This window comes from Ensifer sp. YR511 (assembly GCF_900103045.1).
In the GTDB taxonomy this organism is placed as follows: Bacteria; Pseudomonadota; Alphaproteobacteria; order Rhizobiales; family Rhizobiaceae; genus Ensifer; species Ensifer adhaerens.
This window is the reverse complement of the sequence record NZ_FNGR01000001.1, coordinates 753,770-772,182: the sequence shown is the minus strand read 5'-3', so window position 1 is coordinate 772,182 and position 18,413 is coordinate 753,770. Positions and strand designations below refer to the sequence as shown.

General features: G+C 63.5%; 17 protein-coding genes. 10 read left to right on the top strand and 7 right to left on the bottom strand.

Translation table 11 applies throughout. From position 1 onward, the window contains the following. Window positions 1–15 precede the first annotated feature (15 nt). The 6 genes from BLU15_RS03845 (at window position 16) to BLU15_RS03820 (ending at window position 6,974) form a co-directional block, all read left to right on the top strand. Window positions 16–1,401 (top strand): aldehyde dehydrogenase family protein, encoded by a 1,386-nt coding sequence (locus tag BLU15_RS03845; RefSeq protein ID WP_060605765.1) that lies wholly within the window; start codon window positions 16–18, stop codon window positions 1,399–1,401. Next, window positions 1,398–2,543 carry an iron-containing alcohol dehydrogenase gene (locus BLU15_RS03840; RefSeq protein ID WP_060515901.1) on the top strand — a complete coding sequence of 382 codons (1,146 nt, stop codon included), beginning with the start codon at window positions 1,398–1,400 and terminating at the stop codon, window positions 2,541–2,543. Before BLU15_RS03845 ends, BLU15_RS03840 begins: the two co-directional genes overlap by 4 nt. Before the next feature lie 238 nt (window positions 2,544–2,781). Beyond that, a complete protein-coding gene (locus BLU15_RS03835) occupies window positions 2,782–3,528 on the top strand; it encodes a ParA family protein (protein ID WP_063891130.1) in 747 nt (248 codons plus the stop codon). A gap of 187 nt (window positions 3,529–3,715) precedes the next feature. Then, window positions 3,716–4,435 carry a ParA family protein gene (locus BLU15_RS03830; protein WP_090294328.1) on the top strand — a complete coding sequence of 240 codons (720 nt, stop codon included), beginning with the start codon at window positions 3,716–3,718 and terminating at the stop codon, window positions 4,433–4,435. A 269-nt stretch (window positions 4,436–4,704) separates the two neighbouring features. Next, the gene (locus BLU15_RS03825; RefSeq protein WP_176960262.1) at window positions 4,705–6,225 is read left to right on the top strand and encodes a globin-coupled sensor protein; all 1,521 of its coding nucleotides are present in this window, start codon (window positions 4,705–4,707) and stop codon (window positions 6,223–6,225) included. Between the two features lie 206 nt (window positions 6,226–6,431). Continuing rightward, a complete protein-coding gene (locus tag BLU15_RS03820; protein WP_244546702.1) occupies window positions 6,432–6,974 on the top strand; it encodes a GNAT family N-acetyltransferase in 543 nt (180 codons plus the stop codon). A 202-nt stretch (window positions 6,975–7,176) separates the two neighbouring features. Here the strand turns inward: BLU15_RS03820 and BLU15_RS03815 are convergent, their stop codons facing one another. The 4 genes from BLU15_RS03815 to BLU15_RS03800 all read right to left on the bottom strand — a co-directional run bounded on the left by BLU15_RS03815 (window position 7,177) and on the right by BLU15_RS03800 (window position 11,622). Further along, window positions 7,177–7,707: a dihydrofolate reductase family protein gene (locus tag BLU15_RS03815; protein ID WP_090294326.1), complete on the bottom strand. Its 531-nt coding sequence runs from the start codon at window positions 7,705–7,707 to the stop codon at window positions 7,177–7,179. 156 nt (window positions 7,708–7,863) lie between these two features. Next, on the bottom strand, window positions 7,864–8,229 hold the full coding sequence (locus BLU15_RS03810; RefSeq protein WP_060515904.1) for a hypothetical protein: 366 nt from the start codon (window positions 8,227–8,229) through the stop codon (window positions 7,864–7,866). A 262-nt stretch (window positions 8,230–8,491) separates the two neighbouring features. Beyond that, entirely contained in the window at window positions 8,492–9,781 is a 1,290-nt protein-coding gene (locus BLU15_RS03805) for an NAD(P)/FAD-dependent oxidoreductase (RefSeq protein ID WP_060605553.1), read from the bottom strand. A gap of 386 nt (window positions 9,782–10,167) precedes the next feature. Then, window positions 10,168–11,622 (bottom strand): L,D-transpeptidase family protein, encoded by a 1,455-nt coding sequence (locus BLU15_RS03800; RefSeq protein WP_034792355.1) that lies wholly within the window; start codon window positions 11,620–11,622, stop codon window positions 10,168–10,170. A 164-nt stretch (window positions 11,623–11,786) separates the two neighbouring features. Between BLU15_RS03800 and BLU15_RS03795 the strand changes: the two genes are divergently transcribed. The 3 genes from BLU15_RS03795 (at window position 11,787) to BLU15_RS03785 (ending at window position 13,477) form a co-directional block, all read left to right on the top strand. Then, window positions 11,787–12,632, top strand: a complete 846-nt coding sequence (locus tag BLU15_RS03795; protein WP_060605550.1) for a DUF4432 family protein — start codon at window positions 11,787–11,789, stop codon at window positions 12,630–12,632. A 92-nt stretch (window positions 12,633–12,724) separates the two neighbouring features. Next, window positions 12,725–13,063 (top strand): protein tyrosine phosphatase family protein, encoded by a 339-nt coding sequence (locus BLU15_RS03790; protein WP_034792356.1) that lies wholly within the window; start codon window positions 12,725–12,727, stop codon window positions 13,061–13,063. Between the two features lie 63 nt (window positions 13,064–13,126). Beyond that, window positions 13,127–13,477 carry a cupin domain-containing protein gene (locus BLU15_RS03785; protein ID WP_090294325.1) on the top strand — a complete coding sequence of 117 codons (351 nt, stop codon included), beginning with the start codon at window positions 13,127–13,129 and terminating at the stop codon, window positions 13,475–13,477. Window positions 13,478–13,786: 309 nt separating this feature from the next. Here the strand turns inward: BLU15_RS03785 and BLU15_RS03780 are convergent, their stop codons facing one another. From BLU15_RS03780 to BLU15_RS03770, 3 genes are read right to left on the bottom strand one after another with little or no spacing between them, the layout of a single operon-like run. Further along, entirely contained in the window at window positions 13,787–15,433 is a 1,647-nt protein-coding gene (locus tag BLU15_RS03780) for a thiamine pyrophosphate-binding protein (protein WP_090294324.1), read from the bottom strand. Between the two features lie 47 nt (window positions 15,434–15,480). Then, the gene (locus tag BLU15_RS03775; protein ID WP_090294323.1) at window positions 15,481–16,434 is read right to left on the bottom strand and encodes a DMT family transporter; all 954 of its coding nucleotides are present in this window, start codon (window positions 16,432–16,434) and stop codon (window positions 15,481–15,483) included. Between the two features lie 11 nt (window positions 16,435–16,445). Next, complete coding sequence (locus tag BLU15_RS03770; RefSeq protein WP_060528750.1) at window positions 16,446–17,381, bottom strand: alpha/beta fold hydrolase; 936 nt, start codon at window positions 17,379–17,381, stop codon at window positions 16,446–16,448. Window positions 17,382–17,567: 186 nt separating this feature from the next. On the opposite strand from BLU15_RS03770, the gene BLU15_RS03765 reads away from it, so the two are divergent. Further along, on the top strand, window positions 17,568–18,350 hold the full coding sequence (locus BLU15_RS03765; protein ID WP_090294322.1) for a ribonuclease T2 family protein: 783 nt from the start codon (window positions 17,568–17,570) through the stop codon (window positions 18,348–18,350). Window positions 18,351–18,413: the final 63 nt, after the last annotated feature.

Sequence of the window (18,413 nt, the reverse complement as noted above, 5' to 3'; positions counted from 1 at the left end):
AGCAGGAAGACGATCATGAGCATGATCAAGTGCATTTCGCCGGTGAACGGCGAGGTCTACGCAGAACGCCCGGCGATGCCGCTGGACATGGCAAAGCAGGTGGTTTCCCGCGCCCGCCAGGCGCAGAAGGCCTGGGCGCGCCGTCCGCTCGACGAGCGCGTCAATCTGGTTCTGGCCGGTGTCGCGCGCCTCAACGAGATGGTCGACGAAGTGGTGCCGGAGCTTGCCTGGCAGATGGGCCGGCCGGTGCGCTATGGCGGCGAATTCAAGGGCTTCAACGAGCGCTCGAACTATGTCGCGACCATCGCCGCCGATGCACTGAAGCCGCTGGTGATCGAGGAGAGCGACCGCTTCGAGCGCCGCATCGCCCGCGAGCCGCACGGTGTCGTCTTCGTCGTTGCACCTTGGAACTACCCTTACATGACCGCGATCAACACGGTCGCGCCGGCGCTGATGGCCGGCAACACGGTCATCATCAAACATGCGAGCCAGACGATCCTCGTCGGCGAGCGCATGGTGCGCGCCTTCGTCGAGGCCGGCGTTCCCGCCGACGTCTTCCAGAACATCTTCCTCGACCACGAAACAACGGCGGCGCTGATTGCGGCCAGGAGCTTCGACTTCGTCAACTTCACCGGTTCGGTCGAAGGCGGGCGGTCGATCGAGCGCGCGGCGGCCGGCACCTTCACCGGTCTCGGCCTCGAACTCGGCGGCAAGGATCCGGGTTATGTCATGGAAGACGCGGACCTGGATGCGGCCGTCGACACGCTGATGGACGGCGCCACCTACAATTCCGGCCAATGCTGCTGCGGCATCGAGCGCATTTACGTGCATGAATCGCTCTACGACGCCTTCGTCGAGAAGTCGGTCGCCTGGGTTTCCAACTACAAGCTCGGCAATCCGCTCGATCCGGAAACGACACTGGGGCCGATGGCCAACAAGCGTTTTGCTGCCACCGTGCGCGAGCAGATCGCCGACGCCGTTGCCAAGGGCGCCAAGGCTCTGATCGACCCGAAGCTTTTCCCTGCCGACGACGGCGGCGCCTATCTCGCGCCGCAGATCCTCGTAAATGTCGACCACTCCATGGCCTTTATGCGCGAAGAGACCTTCGGCCCTGCCGTCGGCATCATGAAGGTGAAGAGCGACAGCCAGGCGATCGAGTTGATGAACGATAGCCAGTATGGCCTTACCGCATCGCTCTGGACCAGGGATGCCGAGCGTGCCGCGCGCATCGGCGCCGACATCGAGACTGGCACGGTGTTCATGAACCGCGCCGACTATCTCGACCCGGCGCTCTGCTGGACCGGCGTCAAGGAAACCGGCCGCGGCGGCTCGCTTTCGGTCATCGGCTTCCAGAACCTCACCCGTCCGAAATCCTATCATCTGAAGAAAGTCACCGCATGACCATCACCGCCAACTGGAGCTATCCGACGTCCATCAAGTTCGGTGCCGGCCGGATCAAGGAGCTTGCCGACCATTGCAAGGCGGTCGGCATGAAGAAGCCGCTGCTGATTACCGATCGGGGCCTCGCGCCGATGGCGATTACGCAAAATGCGCTCGATATCCTCGAGGCCGCCGGCCTCGGCCGCGCGATCTTTGCCGACGTCGATCCGAACCCGAACGACATCAATCTCGCCGCCGGCGTGAAGGCGTTCAAGGATGGAGGCCATGACGGCGTCGTCGCCTTCGGCGGCGGCTCTGGCCTCGACCTCGGCAAGTGCGTCGCCTTCATGGCCGGGCAGAGCCGCCCGGTCTGGGACTTCGAGGATATCGGTGACTGGTGGACGCGGGCGAGCGTCGAAGGCATTGCACCGATCATTGCAGTGCCCACCACCGCCGGCACCGGCTCTGAAGTCGGCCGCGCCAGCGTCATCACCAATTCGGCAAGCCATGTGAAAAAGGTGATCTTCCATCCGAAGTTCCTACCGGCAGTCACGATCTGCGACCCGGAACTGACGGTCGGCATGCCTAAGGTGATCACGGCGGGCACCGGCATGGACGCCTTTGCCCATTGCCTGGAAGCCTATTCCTCGCCCTTCTATCATCCGATGTCTGCGGGCATTGCGCTTGAAGGCATGCGGCTGGTGAAGGAATACCTGCCGCGCGCCTACAAGGACGGCACCGACATCGAGGCGCGCGCCAACATGATGAGTGCGGCCGCCATGGGTGCCGTCGCGTTCCAGAAGGGCCTTGGCGCCATCCACTCGCTGTCGCATCCGGTGGGCGCGATCTACAACACCCACCACGGCATGACCAATGCGGTCGTGATGCCGCCGGTGCTGCGTTTCAACCGTCCGGCGATCGAGGACAGAATAGTGCGCGCTGCCGCCTATCTCGGCATTTCCGGTGGCTTCGACGGCTTCTACGACTACGTGCTGAAGTTGCGCGAGGAACTCGGCGTTCCGGACAAGCTCGCAGCCCTCGGCGTTGGCACCGACCGGATCGACGAAATGTCGGAGATGGCGATCGTCGACCCGACGGCCGGCGGCAACCCGGTCGAGTTGACGCTCGACGCCGCGAAGAAGCTCTTCCGCGAGTGCATCTGACCAATTCCCGACGCCTTTGCCCCCCGGCGAAGGCGTCGGCCTATCGGTTTAGTTAGCCCAAAAATACCACTTGCCATTGCGGCGGATCTGTCACCTAATCGTCATCGAACTGTCACGTTTCGGGCTCGCGGAGCGTTTTCTTTACGCTTTGTTTACCGCGGTCTGGAACGCTTGCATTAGGGTGTGCGTATGTATCGGCCCGCGAAAATCCGGGCCTGCGTTGAGTTAGGGTCGACCGATGGCGATTGTATCCCTCGCGAATGCGAAGGGGGGAGCCGGCAAGACAACGGCAGCCTTGCTGCTTGCCTGCGAATTCGCCCGGCGCGGCGATCGCGTTGCGGTTCTTGATTGCGATCCACTCGCCTGCATGACCGACTGGTTCCGCCACGGCCGCAACGATGGCAATCTCTTCGTTCTCTCAGGTGTCGCGACAACCACGCTCAGCGATCATCTCCGGCGGCTGCGCGGTCAGGTCGAGCATGTGATCATCGATCTCTCCGGGGCGGCCGACGTGCTGGTGGCGCTGGCGATCGGTCTTTCGGACCTGACGCTGATCCCGGTGCAGGGCTGTGTGATGGATGCGCGCGGCGCCATCCAGGTGCTGGACCTGATCCGCCACATCGAGAACAACGCGCGCGCCAACATCAACCACGCGGTTCTGCTGACCCGGGTCAACCCGATCGTGACGACGCGGGCGATGCGCCGGGTCAAGCTGCTGCTTTCGGAGAACCGGATCCGGCTCGTCGACACCCCGCTGGTGGAGCGTACGGCCTTCCGCGAACTCTTTGAGCGGGGCGACACGCTTTCCTCTCTCGACCCCGCGAAGGTCAGCAACCTTGCCAAGGCGCAGGCCAACGCCCAGGCGTTTGCGAATGACGTGCTGACCCTGCTCAGCCCGACAGGCGAGGCGGTGCGGCACGGGCCGTTCTCGTCGATGTGCTATCGATCACAGCACGTGAGCGAACCGGCAGTTTTGCCGGTCTGAGGCCAGAACTCCAGCATTTTCATCACCATAGCAGTGTCGCTGGCACGCAGCCTCAAGGCCGACTGTCAGGTTTGACGTGCCGGCGTTACCGTTTCGTTAACCAAATTCTGTAAGGTTTCGTTAAGAAGCGAACCACCGGCTGTGGCCGTCCGGTTCAGCGCGATACAGGCATAGAATGGGGAATATCATGGCGGTCATCACTTTCGCCAATGCAAAGGGTGGTGCGGGCAAGACGACCGCGGCGCTGATCCTGTCGACGGAACTGGCGCGGCAGGGGCACCGGGTGGTCGTCCTCGACGCTGATCCGCAGCGCTGGATCACCAGCTGGGCGGAGGCTTCCGGCCATATCGCCAACCTCACCGTCATTTCGCACATCACGCCCGGCTCGCTCGAATGTCATATCCGCGAGGCGAAGGACGAAGCGGATTATATCGTCATCGATCTCGCGGGCGCCAAGGACCAGATCGTAGCACTTGCACTCGCCATCTCTGACCAGGTGCTGATCCCGGTGCAGGGCTGCGCCATGGATGCCAAGGGTGCGGCTCAAATTCTTGAGGTGATCCGCCAGATCCAGGACCGTTCGGGCCTGCGCATCAACCATTCTGTGGTGCTCACCCGCGTCAATTCGCTGGTCACCACGCGTGCGCTGCAGACGATCAAGGCGATGCTCGCCGAGCGCGGCGTCTCGGTTCTCGACACGCCGATCGTCGAGCGCGCCGCCTATCGCGAGATCTTCGATTTTGGCGGCACGCTGCAGACGATGGATCCGAACCGCGTCAGCAATCTCGACAAGGCGCGCGAAAACGCAGCAGCCCTCGCCAAGGAAGTGCAGGCGCTGATGCCGGTCAAGACGCGCCGCTCCTGGGCTGCGCGCATGCCATCCTGGGCTTCGCGAAACGCCGCCTGATCCTTCGCCGTTCCACCGTTTATTGCGTATCAACCGGAATTGATATTCGTCAGTTCCGGTTGAGTTGTATTTCAGGCCTCGCGAAATAGCTGTTTCGCGTAAGGCTTCCTTTACCCTGCGCTTCTATCAGTGGCCCAGGACACAGCTTGCCCCTGCGACCGACTGAACAGGGCAACCAGCCGCCATGATTGCGGCCATGATCTCAGACGCTGCAGCGCCCTAGATCCTGTCTCCATGATCCAGAAATGAGCATGCAGGGAAGTTCGCGCATGAAAACGGAACACGCCGCTGCCGGCACGCAAGACGTTGCCGGTCGTCTGAATTTCATGGCGCTCGATGACGCCGCCAAGACGAGCCTGAAGGCGCTGAAGCCGATCCTCGAGAAGGAACTTAAACCCGCGCTCGACAAGTTCTACGTCAAGGTCAAGACGACGGCCGAGACCAAGCGCTTCTTCTCCTCCGACGCTCATATCGACCGCGCCAAGGGCGCCCAGGTCGGCCACTGGGCCAATATCGTCGATGCCAATTTCAACGAGGATTACAGCGCCAAGGTTCGCACCATCGGCCTGGTGCACGCCCGCATCGGGCTCGAGCCGCGCTGGTACATCGGCGGCTACGCGCTGATCGCCGAGCATCTGATCACCGAAATCGTCAAGGCGCACTGGCCGAAGGCCGGCCTGTTCTCGCGTAAGGGGACCTCGGCCGAGGACATGGGCGCGATGCTGTCGAGCCTGATCAAGGGCGTCTTCCTCGACATGGATCTGTCGATCTCCGTCTACATGGACGCCTCCGACGTCACCAAGCAACGTGCGGTGCAGGAAGAAGTGCTGGCTGCCGAACGCGCGCTGATCAGCAAGACCTTCGGCGCGGCGCTGAAGAAGATCGCCGATGGCGACTTGACGGCACGCATCGGTGCGGACCTGCCGGTTGCCTATCAGGAGCTTGGCGAAAATTTCAACCACGCGATCGGCGAGCTTGCACGCGCCATCGGCGGCATCGAGGCCGGCGCCAGCCAGATCCATACGAGCGCCAAGGAGATTGCGGCGGCTGCCGACGATCTGGCCCGGCGCACGGAACGGCAGGCGGCCAACCTTGAAGAGACGGCCGCTGCTGTCGAGCAGGTGACGCGCACGGTCAAGCAGACGGCCGAAGGCGCCAACCAGGCGAATTCGACCGTGATTGCCGCCCGCGCCAATGCCGAACAGAGCGGCGAGATCGTCAGCCACGCGATCGAGGTGATGCAGGAGATCCAGACGTCTTCCGCCAGCATCGCGCGGATCGTCGATGTCATCGACGAGATCGCCTTCCAGACCAACCTCCTGGCGCTGAACGCCGGCATCGAAGCGGCCCGCGCCGGCGAGGCGGGCAGGGGCTTTGCGGTCGTCGCCTCCGAAGTCCGGGCGCTGGCCCAGCGTTGCGCCGAAGCGGCCAAGGACATCCAGGGCCTGATCGCCAAGTCGCGCGGCCAGGTGGACGACGGCGTCAATTCGGTCAATCAGGTGGCGCAGTCGCTGCAGCAGATCGTCGCCCAGGTCGTCGAGGTCAGCTCCGTCTTCGGCGCCATCCGCGCCAGCACCGCCGAACAGGCAACCGGCCTGCAGGAGGTCAACACCGCGATTACCCAGATGGACCAGATCACGCAGCAGAACGCCGCCATGGTCGAGCAGGCGAACGCCGCAAGCCAGGCATTGACGGGAGAGGCCGAGCACATCGCCACGCGTCTGCGGGCGTTCCGCACGTCGGGTCAGGTGCAGGTCAGCGCCGGCTCGGGTTACCGCGCAGCGGCGTAATCGCGCCTTCCTTTCAAGAGACAACGCCTCGGGTCAGGGATGATCCGAGGCGTTTTGCTTTGCTGATCGCGGCGCGGTGAAGTTGGGGGCAGCTTCACCGCGAGGCCAGGGACTTTCTACGCCGGAAGCGATCGATGGTGGCTTTCGCTCTTTGTCCCGATGGAATTAAGATGTCCGCGCGCTCTGCCCCACCCGGACACCTGAAGTTGATCACGCCGCCCGTTGAACTAACGACAAGCCGCCTTCACCTGCGTGCAGCCCGCTCTGAACACGCAGCGTCCGTGTTTACGGAATACACCGGCAACAGCATGGCAGCACGATTTTTGCCGCGCGGCGCTCATCCCGCACAATCCAGCACCGAGGCGGTCATCCATGCGTGGGGAGAAAGCAGCTGGGCGGATGGTGACCGCTTCATCTGGAGCATCATCGACCGCAGCGACCAGCGGCCGATGGGCCTCTTCCTCATGTTTGTGGATGGGGACCGCGCGGAAATTCACTATGGCATCGGTCCGGCCTATTGGGGACGGGGGCTGGCGACGGAAGCCGGTCTTGCGATTATGCATTGGGTCAAGCAGCAGTCACCCCTATCCGAGGTTCATACCATATGCGCGGCTGCACATGAGACCAGCTGCCGTGTTCTCGAAAAGATTGGCCTGGTGCGTGGCCAGTTCCTGCCTGACGCCTTGTTGCTGAAGGCCACCGAGGAGAGGATCGACGGTTGGTCGTATCGCTGGAGACGCTCCGAGTGAGAGCAAAGGCAGCACCAACTTGCCGGAGCCGCAGTTCGCGGAGCGCTCATCTGGCTTGAAAGCCAAGGTCGCATCTGAAAAGCGAACCGGGTCGAATGCGGATTTCGCCGTGCCGATCGGGCGGCAGGGAAGTCAACACTGCTAGCTTTCGGGCAGCGCAACGCACACAGCCGCGCGCTGACGGGACCGGCAAGTCCGGCGACTAAGCAGGAACGTAGACCAGCCGCACCACGTCCTCGCCGATGCGATCATGAGCGATCAGGCGGAGCCGCGGGCGGGGGCCGGCGAAATAGGGGTTGCCGTGACCAAGGACGACCGGGTGCAGGTAGATCCGGTACTCGTCGATCAAGCCCAGTTCGGTGAGGCTGTGCGCGAGGACGGGGCCCGCCACTTCGATCTCGCCGTCGTGCTCGGCCTTCAGCTTGCGCACGGCGCCCGCAAGATCACCGTCGACGAGCCGGGCATTGGGGCCGACGGACGCCGAGGAGCGCGAGACGACCCATTTCGGCTGCTTCCGCCACGCGGCTGCGAAGGCCTGTCTGTCCGCATCCCATTCCGGATGCTCGTCGTCCCAGTAGCGCATGATCTCATAGATCTGGCGACCGTACAGGCTGCCCGTCTGCTGTTCGGCCTCCTTGATGAAATGGCGGAAGAGCGTGGGACTTGGCGCAAACTCCATGTGGTCGACGTAGCCGTCCAGCGACTGGTTCATTCCGAACACGAGCTTAGCCATGGCCAGTTCCTTGTCTCGAATGGCCCGTTCGCACGGGTCTGCTTGCGACGTGCAATCGGTCAACGCTAAGCCGACTGATTTCAAATCGCTAGCGGTTTTTGGGCTTTGCCATCGACGGTCTCTACCGTGCACGCGCCACCGATGGTCGCTGCTGCGCTATTGCGAATTGGCCGCTGTCGGCCGTCTGCGTTTCGTCACGGCCTTTTCAAGGTGCTGATCGTACCAGTGGTCGGGGAATTTGATGTCCCACATCAGGTGGCGCAAGTCTCCGGCGTCGATATCTCGGTATCCCAGTTCCTCCAGCCGAAGCAGAAGCAACATATGATCGGTGATGACGATCAGCCGGGCGTGGTTGCCGACCTGAAGCAGCGCCGGGCGCAATGCCGCATGGGATTTGAAGCCGAACGACGCGGCGATTGCCTCGTCCAGGTGGGATGACTTGATGTGCGGGTAACGATCCCGGAGGGACTTCTTCAGGGCGGCGATATTGGACGGCGAGAACCTGACCTGCGGGTGCAGCATGAGACGATCCGATGCTCCTGGTCGAAGTCTGCCGATTACGCTTCGACGTTGATGAACATGGTCGTCGAGTAAAGTTCCGCGGCCCTTCAACCCGGCAGCAGGTTTGGAGGGGCACCCGCGGCGGACGCTACACCTCAGGGTTTCAACATTCAAGATAGGTCAGCATGGGCCGGCGCAGTCCGGCTGGCGCGCATTTCACCCCGTGGCGAAACCGCATGGCATGGTCGCGAACCGAAATGAACGGTCCGCACCGTGCGCTACCTCAGAACCGACGGTCGATGAAGTGCTTGGCCTGGGCGCCTGCGTGGTAGAAGGCGGACTTCACGCCGCGCCAGGTGTCCGGGGTCACGGGCGTTTCGGCGAGCGGGATCGCCGAGGTTTCGCCGGTGACATGGCTGGCGAGTGCGCGGCCGAAGACGGTGCCCGGCGCGATGCCGCGGCCGTTGTAGCCGCTGACGGAAACGACGTTGGGGGCGAGCGTGTGCATGGCCGGCAGATTGTTGGTGGTCATGCCGATGCGGCCGTCCCACCAGTACTCAAACCGGAAATTGCCGATGAAGGGGAAGAGCTTGCGCAGCGAGCGGGCGGCAAAGGCGCGGTGCGTGCCTTCAGCGATCGCGTCGAGCCGGCCGATCGAGCCGAAGATCAGCCGGTTCTGCTGGTCCATGCGGAAGGAGGTCATGACGAGGCCGGTGTCCCAGGTGCCCTGGCGCTCCGGCAGGATGCGCTTGGCGACGGCGTCCGGCAGCGGATTGGTGGCGAACTGGAAATAGGGCAGGATCGTCAGTTCCTGCGTATGGGCCTGCCAGGGGCTCTCGGCGAAGAGGCCGCCATAGGCATTGGTGGCGAGGATCACCTGTTTCGCGCGGACCGTGTTGTTGCCGGCCTTCAATACCCAGCTGTCGCCCTGGCGCTCCGCACCGGTCAGCGGCGTGTCGGTGTAGATCTCGGCACCGGCGGCAAGGGCAGCGCGGGCGAGCCCGCGGGCATAGGCGAGCGGCTGGATGGTGCCGGCGCGGCGGTCGAGGAGGGCGCCGGAAAAACCTTCAGCGCCGGTGAGCGCGTGCGCCCGCTCGGCCGAAAGCGCCTCGACCGGCGCGCCGCGCTTCTGCCACTGCGCTTCGCGGTCCTTGATCTCGGTGACGCCCTCGCTGCCGACGGCCATGTGCAGCGTACCGTTGCGCACCGCCTCGCAAGGCATCCCGTGTTTTTCCACGAGCGCATAGACCATCGAAGGGCCGTCGCCGAGTTCGGTCAGCAGCCGGTTGCCGGCCTCGGGGCCGAGCGTCGAGATCAGGTCGTCGGGCTTCACCCACATGCCGGCATTGACGAGGCCGACATTGCGGCCGGAGCCGCCAAAGCCGATCATCTTGGCTTCGATGACCGTTGCCTTCACGCCTTTTTCGGCCAGGTGCAGCGCTGCCGAGAGGCCGGTAAAGCCGCCGCCTATGATCGCCACATCGGTCGTCAGGTCCTGGCTGAGCGGCCTGGTCTCAGGGGCGGCCGGTGCCGTCGCATGCCAGAGGTTGGGCAGGGTGCGCTCCGTCGCCATTCAGGCCATCCTTCAAGTGCGGCCGCAGGTCGGCCATTGTCGTTGAGATATCCGGTGATAGCCGATTGCCGGAAAAATTCTCATGACAATGTTTCATGAAGTCATGATGGACGGGGAGAGCGGCGGGAGGGCTTTTGCACCCGGCGCTCGAAAAAAAACCGCAGCTGGGTCGTCGGCAGCTGCGGTCTTCGTAAATGGATAGGTCTGAAACGATTTAGCCGACGGGTCGGCGCAAAGAAATTTAAAAAAGAGTGCCTCGTCGTGGATGGTCGGCCAGGCAACTCCATCATCTATGCTGCAGGCGCGAAGTCACTCACCCAATTGGGGGAAGCCTCAAGAAAAATGCCAAAAAAACAACGGTTCGGTTAACGGGCGGCCGGCTTCGCTCAGTCGACGAACTCGACCGTGACGCCCGTGCTCACCATCTTGGCAAGCTCGGTCGCGTCCCAGTTGGTCAGGCGCACGCAGCCATGGCTCTGGGTCTTGCCGATCTTCGAGGGTTCCGGCGTGCCGTGAATGCCGTAGGTGGGCTTCGAGAGCGCGATCCAGACCGTGCCGACGGGACCGTTCGGGCCCGGCTGCAGGGTCAGAATCTTGTCGTTGTTGCCCTGCTTGAAGTTGATCTTCGGATTGTATGTGTAGCCCGGATTGAGCGCGATGCGCTCGACATTGACCGTGCCTGACGGAGACGGCGTATCGGACGAGCCGATCGTTGCCGGATAGGCGGCAATCAGCTTGCCGGCGTCGTCATAGGCGAGCACCTGCTTGCGCGCCTTGTCGGCGAGGATGCGGGCGACCTTGCCGGTCTTGTTGGCGCCGGGGTTGATCACCTTGATGATCGTGCCTGGAATGGTGAAATCGACGCCCGGGTTCAACTCGCGCAGATAGGCCTCGTCCATGTGGAACTTCTCGCCGAGCATTTCCGTCGTCGAGGTGAAGGACATGTGCGGCAGCATCGCTTTGTGCGCGTAATCCTCGGGGATCGACGCGACATAGGGGCCGGCGGCGTCGGCGGCCGTGATCGTGTAGCTGGTGATCGGCATGCCGCCGTTCATCCGCAGCCGCTCGAGAATGTCGTCGGTGTTGTTGGGATCGAGCGTTTCGCCGGTCGACTGCTGAAAGGCTTCGATCGCCTTGGTGACGTTCGAGCCCATCTTGCCGTCGATCACGCCCGGCGAAAAACCTTCGCGGTCGAGGAAGACCTGAAGTGCTGTGATCTCGGCGCGCGACTTCGACTTGACCGAGATCGCGGGCGGCATCGATTGGCGCATTGGGTTGCCGTCGTTCGGATCGACGGAAGCCTCCTGGGTGCCGTCGATCAGGCCGGGTAGGCTGTTTGGCAGTTCGTTGCCGTCGGTCGACGGCGGAACGACGTCGCGGTAGTCGGGAACGGAGCCGGTGACGTCGCCGGGCTCGGAATAGCCGTAGCCGCGCTCGGTTTCCCGGTAGCGTCGGTTGGAATAGATATCCACGTCACCCTGACGGCGATAGCCGCCGTAATCGCCCTGACGGTTGCCGCCGTAGTCGCGTTGGCGGCCGCGATTATTGGGCACCACGGTTGCGACCACATTACCCCAGCTGTCGATCAGAAGCGTGCGGCCGCGGCTGTCGCGCATGGTCTGCACTTCGTCGGAGCGGGGTACATAATCGAGGATTTCACCGTCGGGCGTGACCAGCATGACATCGTCGCCATAGCGATTGTAGCCGCGATAGTCCTGCGCGAAGGCGGCCGTCAGATCCACGGCAAGAAAGCCGACTGCGGCGAGGAGCGAGAGGCCTGTGCGGGTCGCTGACGTCACGAGAGAACCTGTTTTCATTGTGGTGAATGTGGCGCGATACATTTCGATTTCGACGTTAATGTGAAAAAAATGAATTCATCATGAACAAGCAGTTAAATTCTATCTAGGCGGCGCAATCCCGGGCTTCAACCGGTGAAATGCGTCTCTCCTCAGCTATCATCTCTTTGTGATTGCAGTGATTCTGCGGCCGATTTGAGGAAGAGAACATGCTGAAGACGCTCGAAGAACCACAGGATCTTCAAGAGAATCATGTGCTGTTCGACCGGCTCTCCGCGCTCGATATCGCCGCCTTCGTCGTCGACGGCGTCGACCTGTCGCCGGGTGCTGCGATCCCGTCGGATGGGGACCCGAGGATCGACCGGGCGCTGGCCGGTTTTCTCTTTACCTGCGGTCCAGACCATATCCGCCATCCCGAGGCGATCGAAGGTGGCGCGGAAGGCGCACGCTATCCGCTGCACGGGTCACTGGCCGGAACAGCCGTCAGCCACACGGAGATGGCGAGCGACGGGGCCGAGTGCACGGCGACGATCGAGGTGGTGCTCGCCGATGGCGGGCGGGCCCGGGTCGAGCGGCGCTGGCGGATCGATGCCGCGCGGCACGAAGTGGTGCTCGAAGATCGCGTCGTCAATTCCGGCGTCACCGCCTTTCCGCCTGTCATGATGTATCACCTCAACATTGGCGGCCGGTTGCTCGGGGACGAGACCCGCATCGTCAGCGCTTCGCTTGCAGGCGGGGAGAGCGCCTGGTGCTTCGGCACCGGCGAGAGCGCACATTTCTGCCTGCCGGCGGCCATCGGTTCCGATGGGTGGTCGGAGGTCACGCTTGCGGACCTCGCGGGGCTCGGCGGCCGAAATCTGAAAGTGCGGTTCCGGGCCGATACTTTGCCCTTCCTGCAGATGTGGCGCTGCCAGCGCGGAGAGGCCAACGTGATCAGCATCGAGCCGGTATCGCACCGGATCGCCAAACGGCCGGAGTTGGCTGCGGCCGGGGAACTGACACCGCTTCAGCCGGGCGAGGCGCGCAGCTACGCCATCGCCTTTTCGGTCGTCTGATCCTGCGCCTTGACGATGCGGCTTTTGAATTGACGGGAGATAAGGCTGCGCCTACATCAGAGGCCGGGAAATTTGCCTCAAGGAAGACGACCATGGACATCCGCCAGATCAACGACGAATACTCGGTCACCGGCCAGATCGCGGTCGAGGACCTCGACCAGATCAAGGCGCTCGGCTTCAAGTCCATCGTCTGCCACCGCCCGGACTTCGAGGCGCCGGACCAGCCGACCTTTGATTCCATCGCTGCCCGTGCCGAAGAACTCGGCATCGAAACCAAGCACATTCCCGTCGGCCCGATGGGCGTGACCGCCGACGCCGTGAAGAGCATGGTCGACGCGCTCGACGAGTTCCAGCGGCCGATGCTCGGCTATTGCCGTTCCGGCGCGCGCTCGACGGCCGTCTACCAGCAGACCCAGCATATCCGCGGCTGAGCCACGCAAAATCCAAACTCTCGCGCTCGGCCGCATCGTTCCATCTGACAGTGGAGGATCGGCATGGCCGAAGCGCGTCTCATTTCGCGGGAGCAATGGGCGGATGAGCCCGACGCCTGGAAGGGCGAATTCGAGGGCGGCGCCTATGGCGCAGGCCTTTCGGTGATCTTTGTTTCCACCGACGAGATCGGGTACGGGCCGAAATTGCACCGCCATCCCTATCCGGAAACCTTCATCGTCCGCGTCGGCCGCGCCCGCTTCACCGTCGGCGACCGCATCATCGATGCCGAGGCCGGTCAGATCGTCGTGGCGCCGGCCAATGTGCCGCACAAGTTCGAAAACCTCGGGCCAGGGCGCCTGGAGACAACCGACCTGCATGAAGCCGGTGCGTTTTCGACGGAATGGCTGGAGTAAGCGGCTGGACGTATCTCGTAGGCAGTTAGCGGGCGTGATCGTTCCCCGCGCCGCCGAGGCGGCGCTGCTGGATTCCTGTGACAAGCACAGGAATGAAGGAGGTATAATGGTGGCCGATCGGCGTTCAATTGGCGCACGACGCCCTGAGAAGCGTCGCTTCGCCCGCGCGCTCGCAGGCACAGAAGCGCGGGCGCGTGGGAAGAAGGCCCCCATCGCAAATGCTCCATCGTCCTCATTCCTGTGCTTGTCACAGGAATCCAATCACGGCGCGTCTGCGCCGTGATTGGACCCTTCACGAACAAGACTTGCTCAGCCCGCCCTGATCTCGCTTAGCGTGCGCGTCGGGGTGATCGCTTCGGGATCGAGCTTGATCTCGATGATCGCCGGCTTGCCGCTGGCGCGCGCCCTGAGGAAGGCGTCGGCAAACTCTTCCGTCTTCTCGACCGTCTCGCCGTGGCCGCCATAGGCGCGGGCAAGGGCTGCAAAATCCGGGTTGGTGAGATCGGTGGCGCTGACGCGGCCGGGATAGTCGCGCTCCTGGTGCATGCGGATCGTGCCGTAGATACCGTTGTTGACGACGACGGTGATGATCGGCAGGCGGTAGCGCACGGCGGTTGCGAATTCCTGGCCGTGCATCAGGAAGCAGCCATCCCCGGCAAAGCAGATGACTTCGCGATCCGGATGTAATTGCTTCGCGGCGACCGCAGCCGGCAGGCCGTAACCCATTGAGCCCGAAGCCGGGGCTGCCTGTGTGGCGTAGCGGCGGAAGCGGTGGAAGCGATGCACCCAGGTGGCGTAGTTGCCGGCGCCGTTGGTGAAGATCGTATCCTCCGGCACGTTCGCCTCGATCCAGTTCATGATCGGCCCCATCTGCACCGCGCCCGGTCCGGTTTCCGGCGGGGTCGACCACTTGAGATAGGCGGCGTGCATGGTCTCGGTGCGTACGGACCAGCTCGGTTCGCTCGGCGGTGCAAGGCTTTCGAGCGCGGCGACGAAGTCGCGCGGGCTGGCGGCAATCGCCAACTCCGGACGGTAGACGCGGCCGAGCTCGGAACTGTCAGGATGCACATGGACCAGCGTCTGGCGCGGGTAGGGGCTATCCATCAACGTATAGCCGGACGAGGGCATTTCCGAGAAGCGGCCGCCGATAAGCAGGATGAGATCCGCTTCCTTGACCTCTTTTGCCAGAGCGGGGTTGATGCCGATGCCGACGTCGCCGGCGTACATCGGGTGCAGGTGATCAAACAGCATCTGGCGACGGAAGGAGCACCCGACCGGCAGCTTCCAGCGTTCAGCGAAGCGCTGGAATTCAGCAACGCTTTCCGCTGTCCAGCGAGTGCCGCCGAGGACGGCGATCGGGCGCTTGGCGTTGCTCAGCATTTCGCCGAGCCGCTTCATCTGCGCCGGACCTGGATGACCCTCGACCGGCTGGTAGGGTTTGGCGGCGGGCGCCTCGGCGCTGCGGGTCAGCATGTCCTCGGGGAGCGTCAGCACGACAGGGCCGGGGCGGCCGGACGTGGCGACCGCGAAGGCGCGGGTGACGAATTCCGGAATGCGGGCGGGATCGTCGATCTCGCCCACCCATTTGGCGACCTCGGTGAAGGCGCGGCGGTATTCGATCTCCTGGAAGGCCTCGCGCTCGCGCGCTTCGCTCTGCACCTGGCCGATGAAGAGGATCATCGGGATCGAATCCTGCTTGGCGACATGGAGGCCGGCGGAAGCGTTGGTCGCGCCAGGGCCGCGGGTCACCATGCAGATGCCGGGCTCGCCGGTCAGCCGCCCCCAGGCATCCGCCATCATCGCGGCCCCGCCTTCCTGGCGGCAGACGAGCACGTCGATGTCGGTGTCGTAGAGCGCGTCGAGCACGGCGAGATAGCTTTCCCCCGGCACGCAGGCGATGCGCTTCACCCCGTTGGCGACGAGCGCGTCAACGATGAGCTGACCTCCAGTTTTCATGATATTCCTCCCGATGGTCTTTCTTTTGTTTTCAGATGGCTTTGTTGTCAGATGGCTGGCGACACCGGAGCGACGCTCGTGTCCTTGTGCACGCGGCGCTCGCGCCAGATGATGTAGAGGCCGGAGCCGATGATGATGGCGATGCCGAACCACTTCAGCGCGTCGGGCAGGTCGCCGAAGACGAGCCAGCCGAAGATCGTGGCCGAAACGATTTCGAGATACTGCAGCGGCGCCAGCACCGAGGCCGGGGCGGCGCGATAGGCATAGACGCCGAGCACGCCTGAAATGGTGGCGGTGACGCCGACGCCGAGCAGGTAATACCAGGTGTACCCTTCTGGCCAGACCGGATCGAAGATGCCGGAACCGGTGCCTTCGCCGAAATAAAGCAGCACGAGACAGAAGAGCGCGCCCCAGACGCCGGCGTGAAACTGCATCGACCAGGGGTCCTCATTTTGCGCGACCATGCGGGTGACGAGCAGGAAAACGGCAAGGCCAAAGGCGGCCACAACAGGCAGAAGGGCGATCCAGCCGACCTCCTGCATGCTCGGCTGGATGACGAGCAGCGCGCCGAAGAAGCCGACGCCGCAGGCGGTGTAGCGCCGCCAGCCGATCGTCTCCTTCAGGAAGATGCTGCCAAGGATCGTGAGGATGATCGGCTCGACGAAGAAGATCGCGATCGCGTCGGCGACTTCCATGACCTTCAGCGTGGTAATGAAGGAGAGCATGGTCACGACCAGCAGACCGCCGCGCAACGCGTGCAGCCCGGTCTTCTTCCAGGTGAGATCAAACAGGCTGCCGCGGAAGAGCACGATCGGCAGGATGAAGACGACCTGCAGCAGAAAGCGCACGGCGGTGATTTCGGCCGAGGGAACGGTGGCGATCGCGAGCTTGGCGAAGATGTCGATCAGCGGCGACAGAAGCACCGAGATCACCATCAGCGTCAGCCCGAAGGAGATGCGGTTGTGGTCGGCGGCGATCTTAGGAAGCGACATGTCGGCCATGATATTTCCGGTCAGCGCCGCCCTGCGACGGCGCGCAGGCACCAGGCGGCAAAGTCGGCCGTCGCCTCGTCCCGGCCGAGTTCGTTCAGTGTTTCGTGGCGCATGCCGTCATAGACGGTGACGCTAACGTCGCTGAGACCGGCGGCTTTCATCTTCGTGCCAAGCCAGCGGACGGCGTTGCCCATCTCGGTCGACGGGTCAGCGCTGCCGCCGACGAGATGAATGGGCAGGTTTTTCCGGAGCCGCGCCAGCCGGTCGGGCCGGGCGCCATCGAAGGACAGGCGGAAAAGATCGAGCCAGAGCGAGACCGTCGCATCGAAGCCGCAGAGCGGGTCGGCGGCATATTTGGCGACCTCGGCATCGTCGCGCGACAGCCAGTCGAGATCGGTCTTGCGATCCTTGATGGCGCCGCCCCACATGCCGAAGGTGAGCTTGGTCAGAAGCGGGCTCGGCACGTCAGACCCTTTGAGCGCCTTTTCGATCTTCAGGATCACCTGTCCGCCACGGCCGGCAAGGCCCGGCCGGAAGTTGGAGTTCCAGACGGCAAGCGCATCGTAGAGGCCGGGATCGGTTTCGGCGGCATTGAGCGCGATCAGTCCACCCATGGAATGGCCGAAGAGGATGACCGGCAAGCCCGGATGGGCGGTGGTCGCAATCTCCCGCACTGCCCGGATGTCCGCGAATATCTTGTCGAGGCCGTCGCGGCTTGCGAACATCCCAAGCTGGGCGTCAGGCGCCTGCGTCGCGCCGTGGCCGCGATGGTCGTGGGCATAGACATGGAAGCCGTGGCCGGCCATCGCCTCGGCAAAGCGGGCATATCGGCCGGAATGCTCGGCAAGGCCATGGCTGACGAGAAGGATGCCGCGGGCTTCTGTGGTTGCCGGAAAATGCCGCCAGCTCAAGCTGGCACCGGTCGGGCTCTGATGCGTCTTCACCTGCCCGAACATCTCTACTCCCGGAAGCAATCGACAGACCTTTGAGATTTCAAATCGATTTGCGTGGCAAAGGCAATCGCCGCTTGTTGATCGTTGCGCATGAGGTCACAAGCGATTTGACGGTGCATTACATTAGGGGTTGCAATTTTCCCGTTTTGGGCGATATTTGTTCCCGTTTTGTTTTTGCGGGAGGATATCATGGTCCGTTTTTGTAAAGCGATATCAGGTTCTGTGGCGGGCATCCTGGCAGCGCTGACGCTGTTGCTTGGTTCCGGCGCCTTTGCTGCCGGTGAAGACGCATCCAAGGGTGCTCCGCCGGCGAGTTCAACCAGCCGCACCGACTACGTACTGGCGGTCAGCTGGCAGCCAGGTTTCTGCGAGACGCGGCCGCAACGCAAGGAATGCGAGAGCCAGACGGCGGAACGCTTCGATGCCACCAACCTCTCGCTGCATGGCCTGTGGCCGCTGCGCAAGAGCTATTGCGGGGTCGCGGCAGAAGCGCGGGCAACCGACCGCAAGGGCAGCTGGCTAGAGCTGCCGAAGCTTGCCATGGCCGACGACACCGCGGCGCGGCTGCTTATCGCCATGCCCGGGGTGCAATCCGGTCTCGACCGGCACCAGTGGCTGCGAAGCGGCATCTGCCAGAGCGGCTCGGTCGACGACTATTTCTCGGTACAGCTGCGCATGCTGGAAGAGCTCAACCGCTCGGCGGTCGGGGCACTTTTCCGCCAGCGTGTGGGTGCGGAACTCGATGAGGCGGCGATCAAGCAGGCCTTCGACCAGAGTTTTGGCGCTGGAGCCGGCGACCGGGTGCGCATGCGCTGCCAGACCGTGCAAGGCCGCAGCATCATCACCGGGCTGACGATCGGGCTCACGGGCGATGTCATGAAGGCTGCGAGCCTCGGGCCGCTGATCCAGGCCGCAGGCACGACCGAGTTCAAATGCGCCAAGGGTATCGCCGATACTGCCGGTCGCGGGTAGGGCGTTTCGCCCGGTCGGCCATGGCAGCACCTTATGGTGCGGCCTTGACCGCGCCGGCTTTAG

Bases quoted from the DNA above. Each gene is read 5' to 3' on its own strand.
- BLU15_RS03805 (WP_060605553.1), bottom strand. From the start codon at position 9,781: ATGGCGACGGAGCGCACCCTGCCCAACCTCTGGCATGCGACGGCACCG.
- BLU15_RS03765 (WP_090294322.1), top strand. From the start codon at position 17,568: ATGGTCCGTTTTTGTAAAGCGATATCAGGTTCTGTGGCGGGCATCCTG.
- BLU15_RS03835 (WP_063891130.1), top strand. From the start codon at position 2,782: ATGGCGATTGTATCCCTCGCGAATGCGAAGGGGGGAGCCGGCAAGACA.
- BLU15_RS03790 (WP_034792356.1), top strand. From the start codon at position 12,725: ATGGACATCCGCCAGATCAACGACGAATACTCGGTCACCGGCCAGATC.
- BLU15_RS03780 (WP_090294324.1), bottom strand. From the start codon at position 15,433: ATGAAAACTGGAGGTCAGCTCATCGTTGACGCGCTCGTCGCCAACGGG.
- BLU15_RS03825 (WP_176960262.1), top strand. From the start codon at position 4,705: ATGAAAACGGAACACGCCGCTGCCGGCACGCAAGACGTTGCCGGTCGT.
- BLU15_RS03815 (WP_090294326.1), bottom strand. From the start codon at position 7,707: ATGGCTAAGCTCGTGTTCGGAATGAACCAGTCGCTGGACGGCTACGTC.
- BLU15_RS03775 (WP_090294323.1), bottom strand. From the start codon at position 16,434: ATGGCCGACATGTCGCTTCCTAAGATCGCCGCCGACCACAACCGCATC.
- BLU15_RS03795 (WP_060605550.1), top strand. From the start codon at position 11,787: ATGCTGAAGACGCTCGAAGAACCACAGGATCTTCAAGAGAATCATGTG.
- BLU15_RS03845 (WP_060605765.1), top strand. From the start codon at position 16: ATGAGCATGATCAAGTGCATTTCGCCGGTGAACGGCGAGGTCTACGCA.
- BLU15_RS03800 (WP_034792355.1), bottom strand. From the start codon at position 11,622: ATGTATCGCGCCACATTCACCACAATGAAAACAGGTTCTCTCGTGACG.
- BLU15_RS03810 (WP_060515904.1), bottom strand. From the start codon at position 8,229: ATGCTGCACCCGCAGGTCAGGTTCTCGCCGTCCAATATCGCCGCCCTG.
- BLU15_RS03770 (WP_060528750.1), bottom strand. From the start codon at position 17,381: ATGTTCGGGCAGGTGAAGACGCATCAGAGCCCGACCGGTGCCAGCTTG.
- BLU15_RS03830 (WP_090294328.1), top strand. From the start codon at position 3,716: ATGGCGGTCATCACTTTCGCCAATGCAAAGGGTGGTGCGGGCAAGACG.
- BLU15_RS03785 (WP_090294325.1), top strand. From the start codon at position 13,127: ATGGCCGAAGCGCGTCTCATTTCGCGGGAGCAATGGGCGGATGAGCCC.
- BLU15_RS03840 (WP_060515901.1), top strand. From the start codon at position 1,398: ATGACCATCACCGCCAACTGGAGCTATCCGACGTCCATCAAGTTCGGT.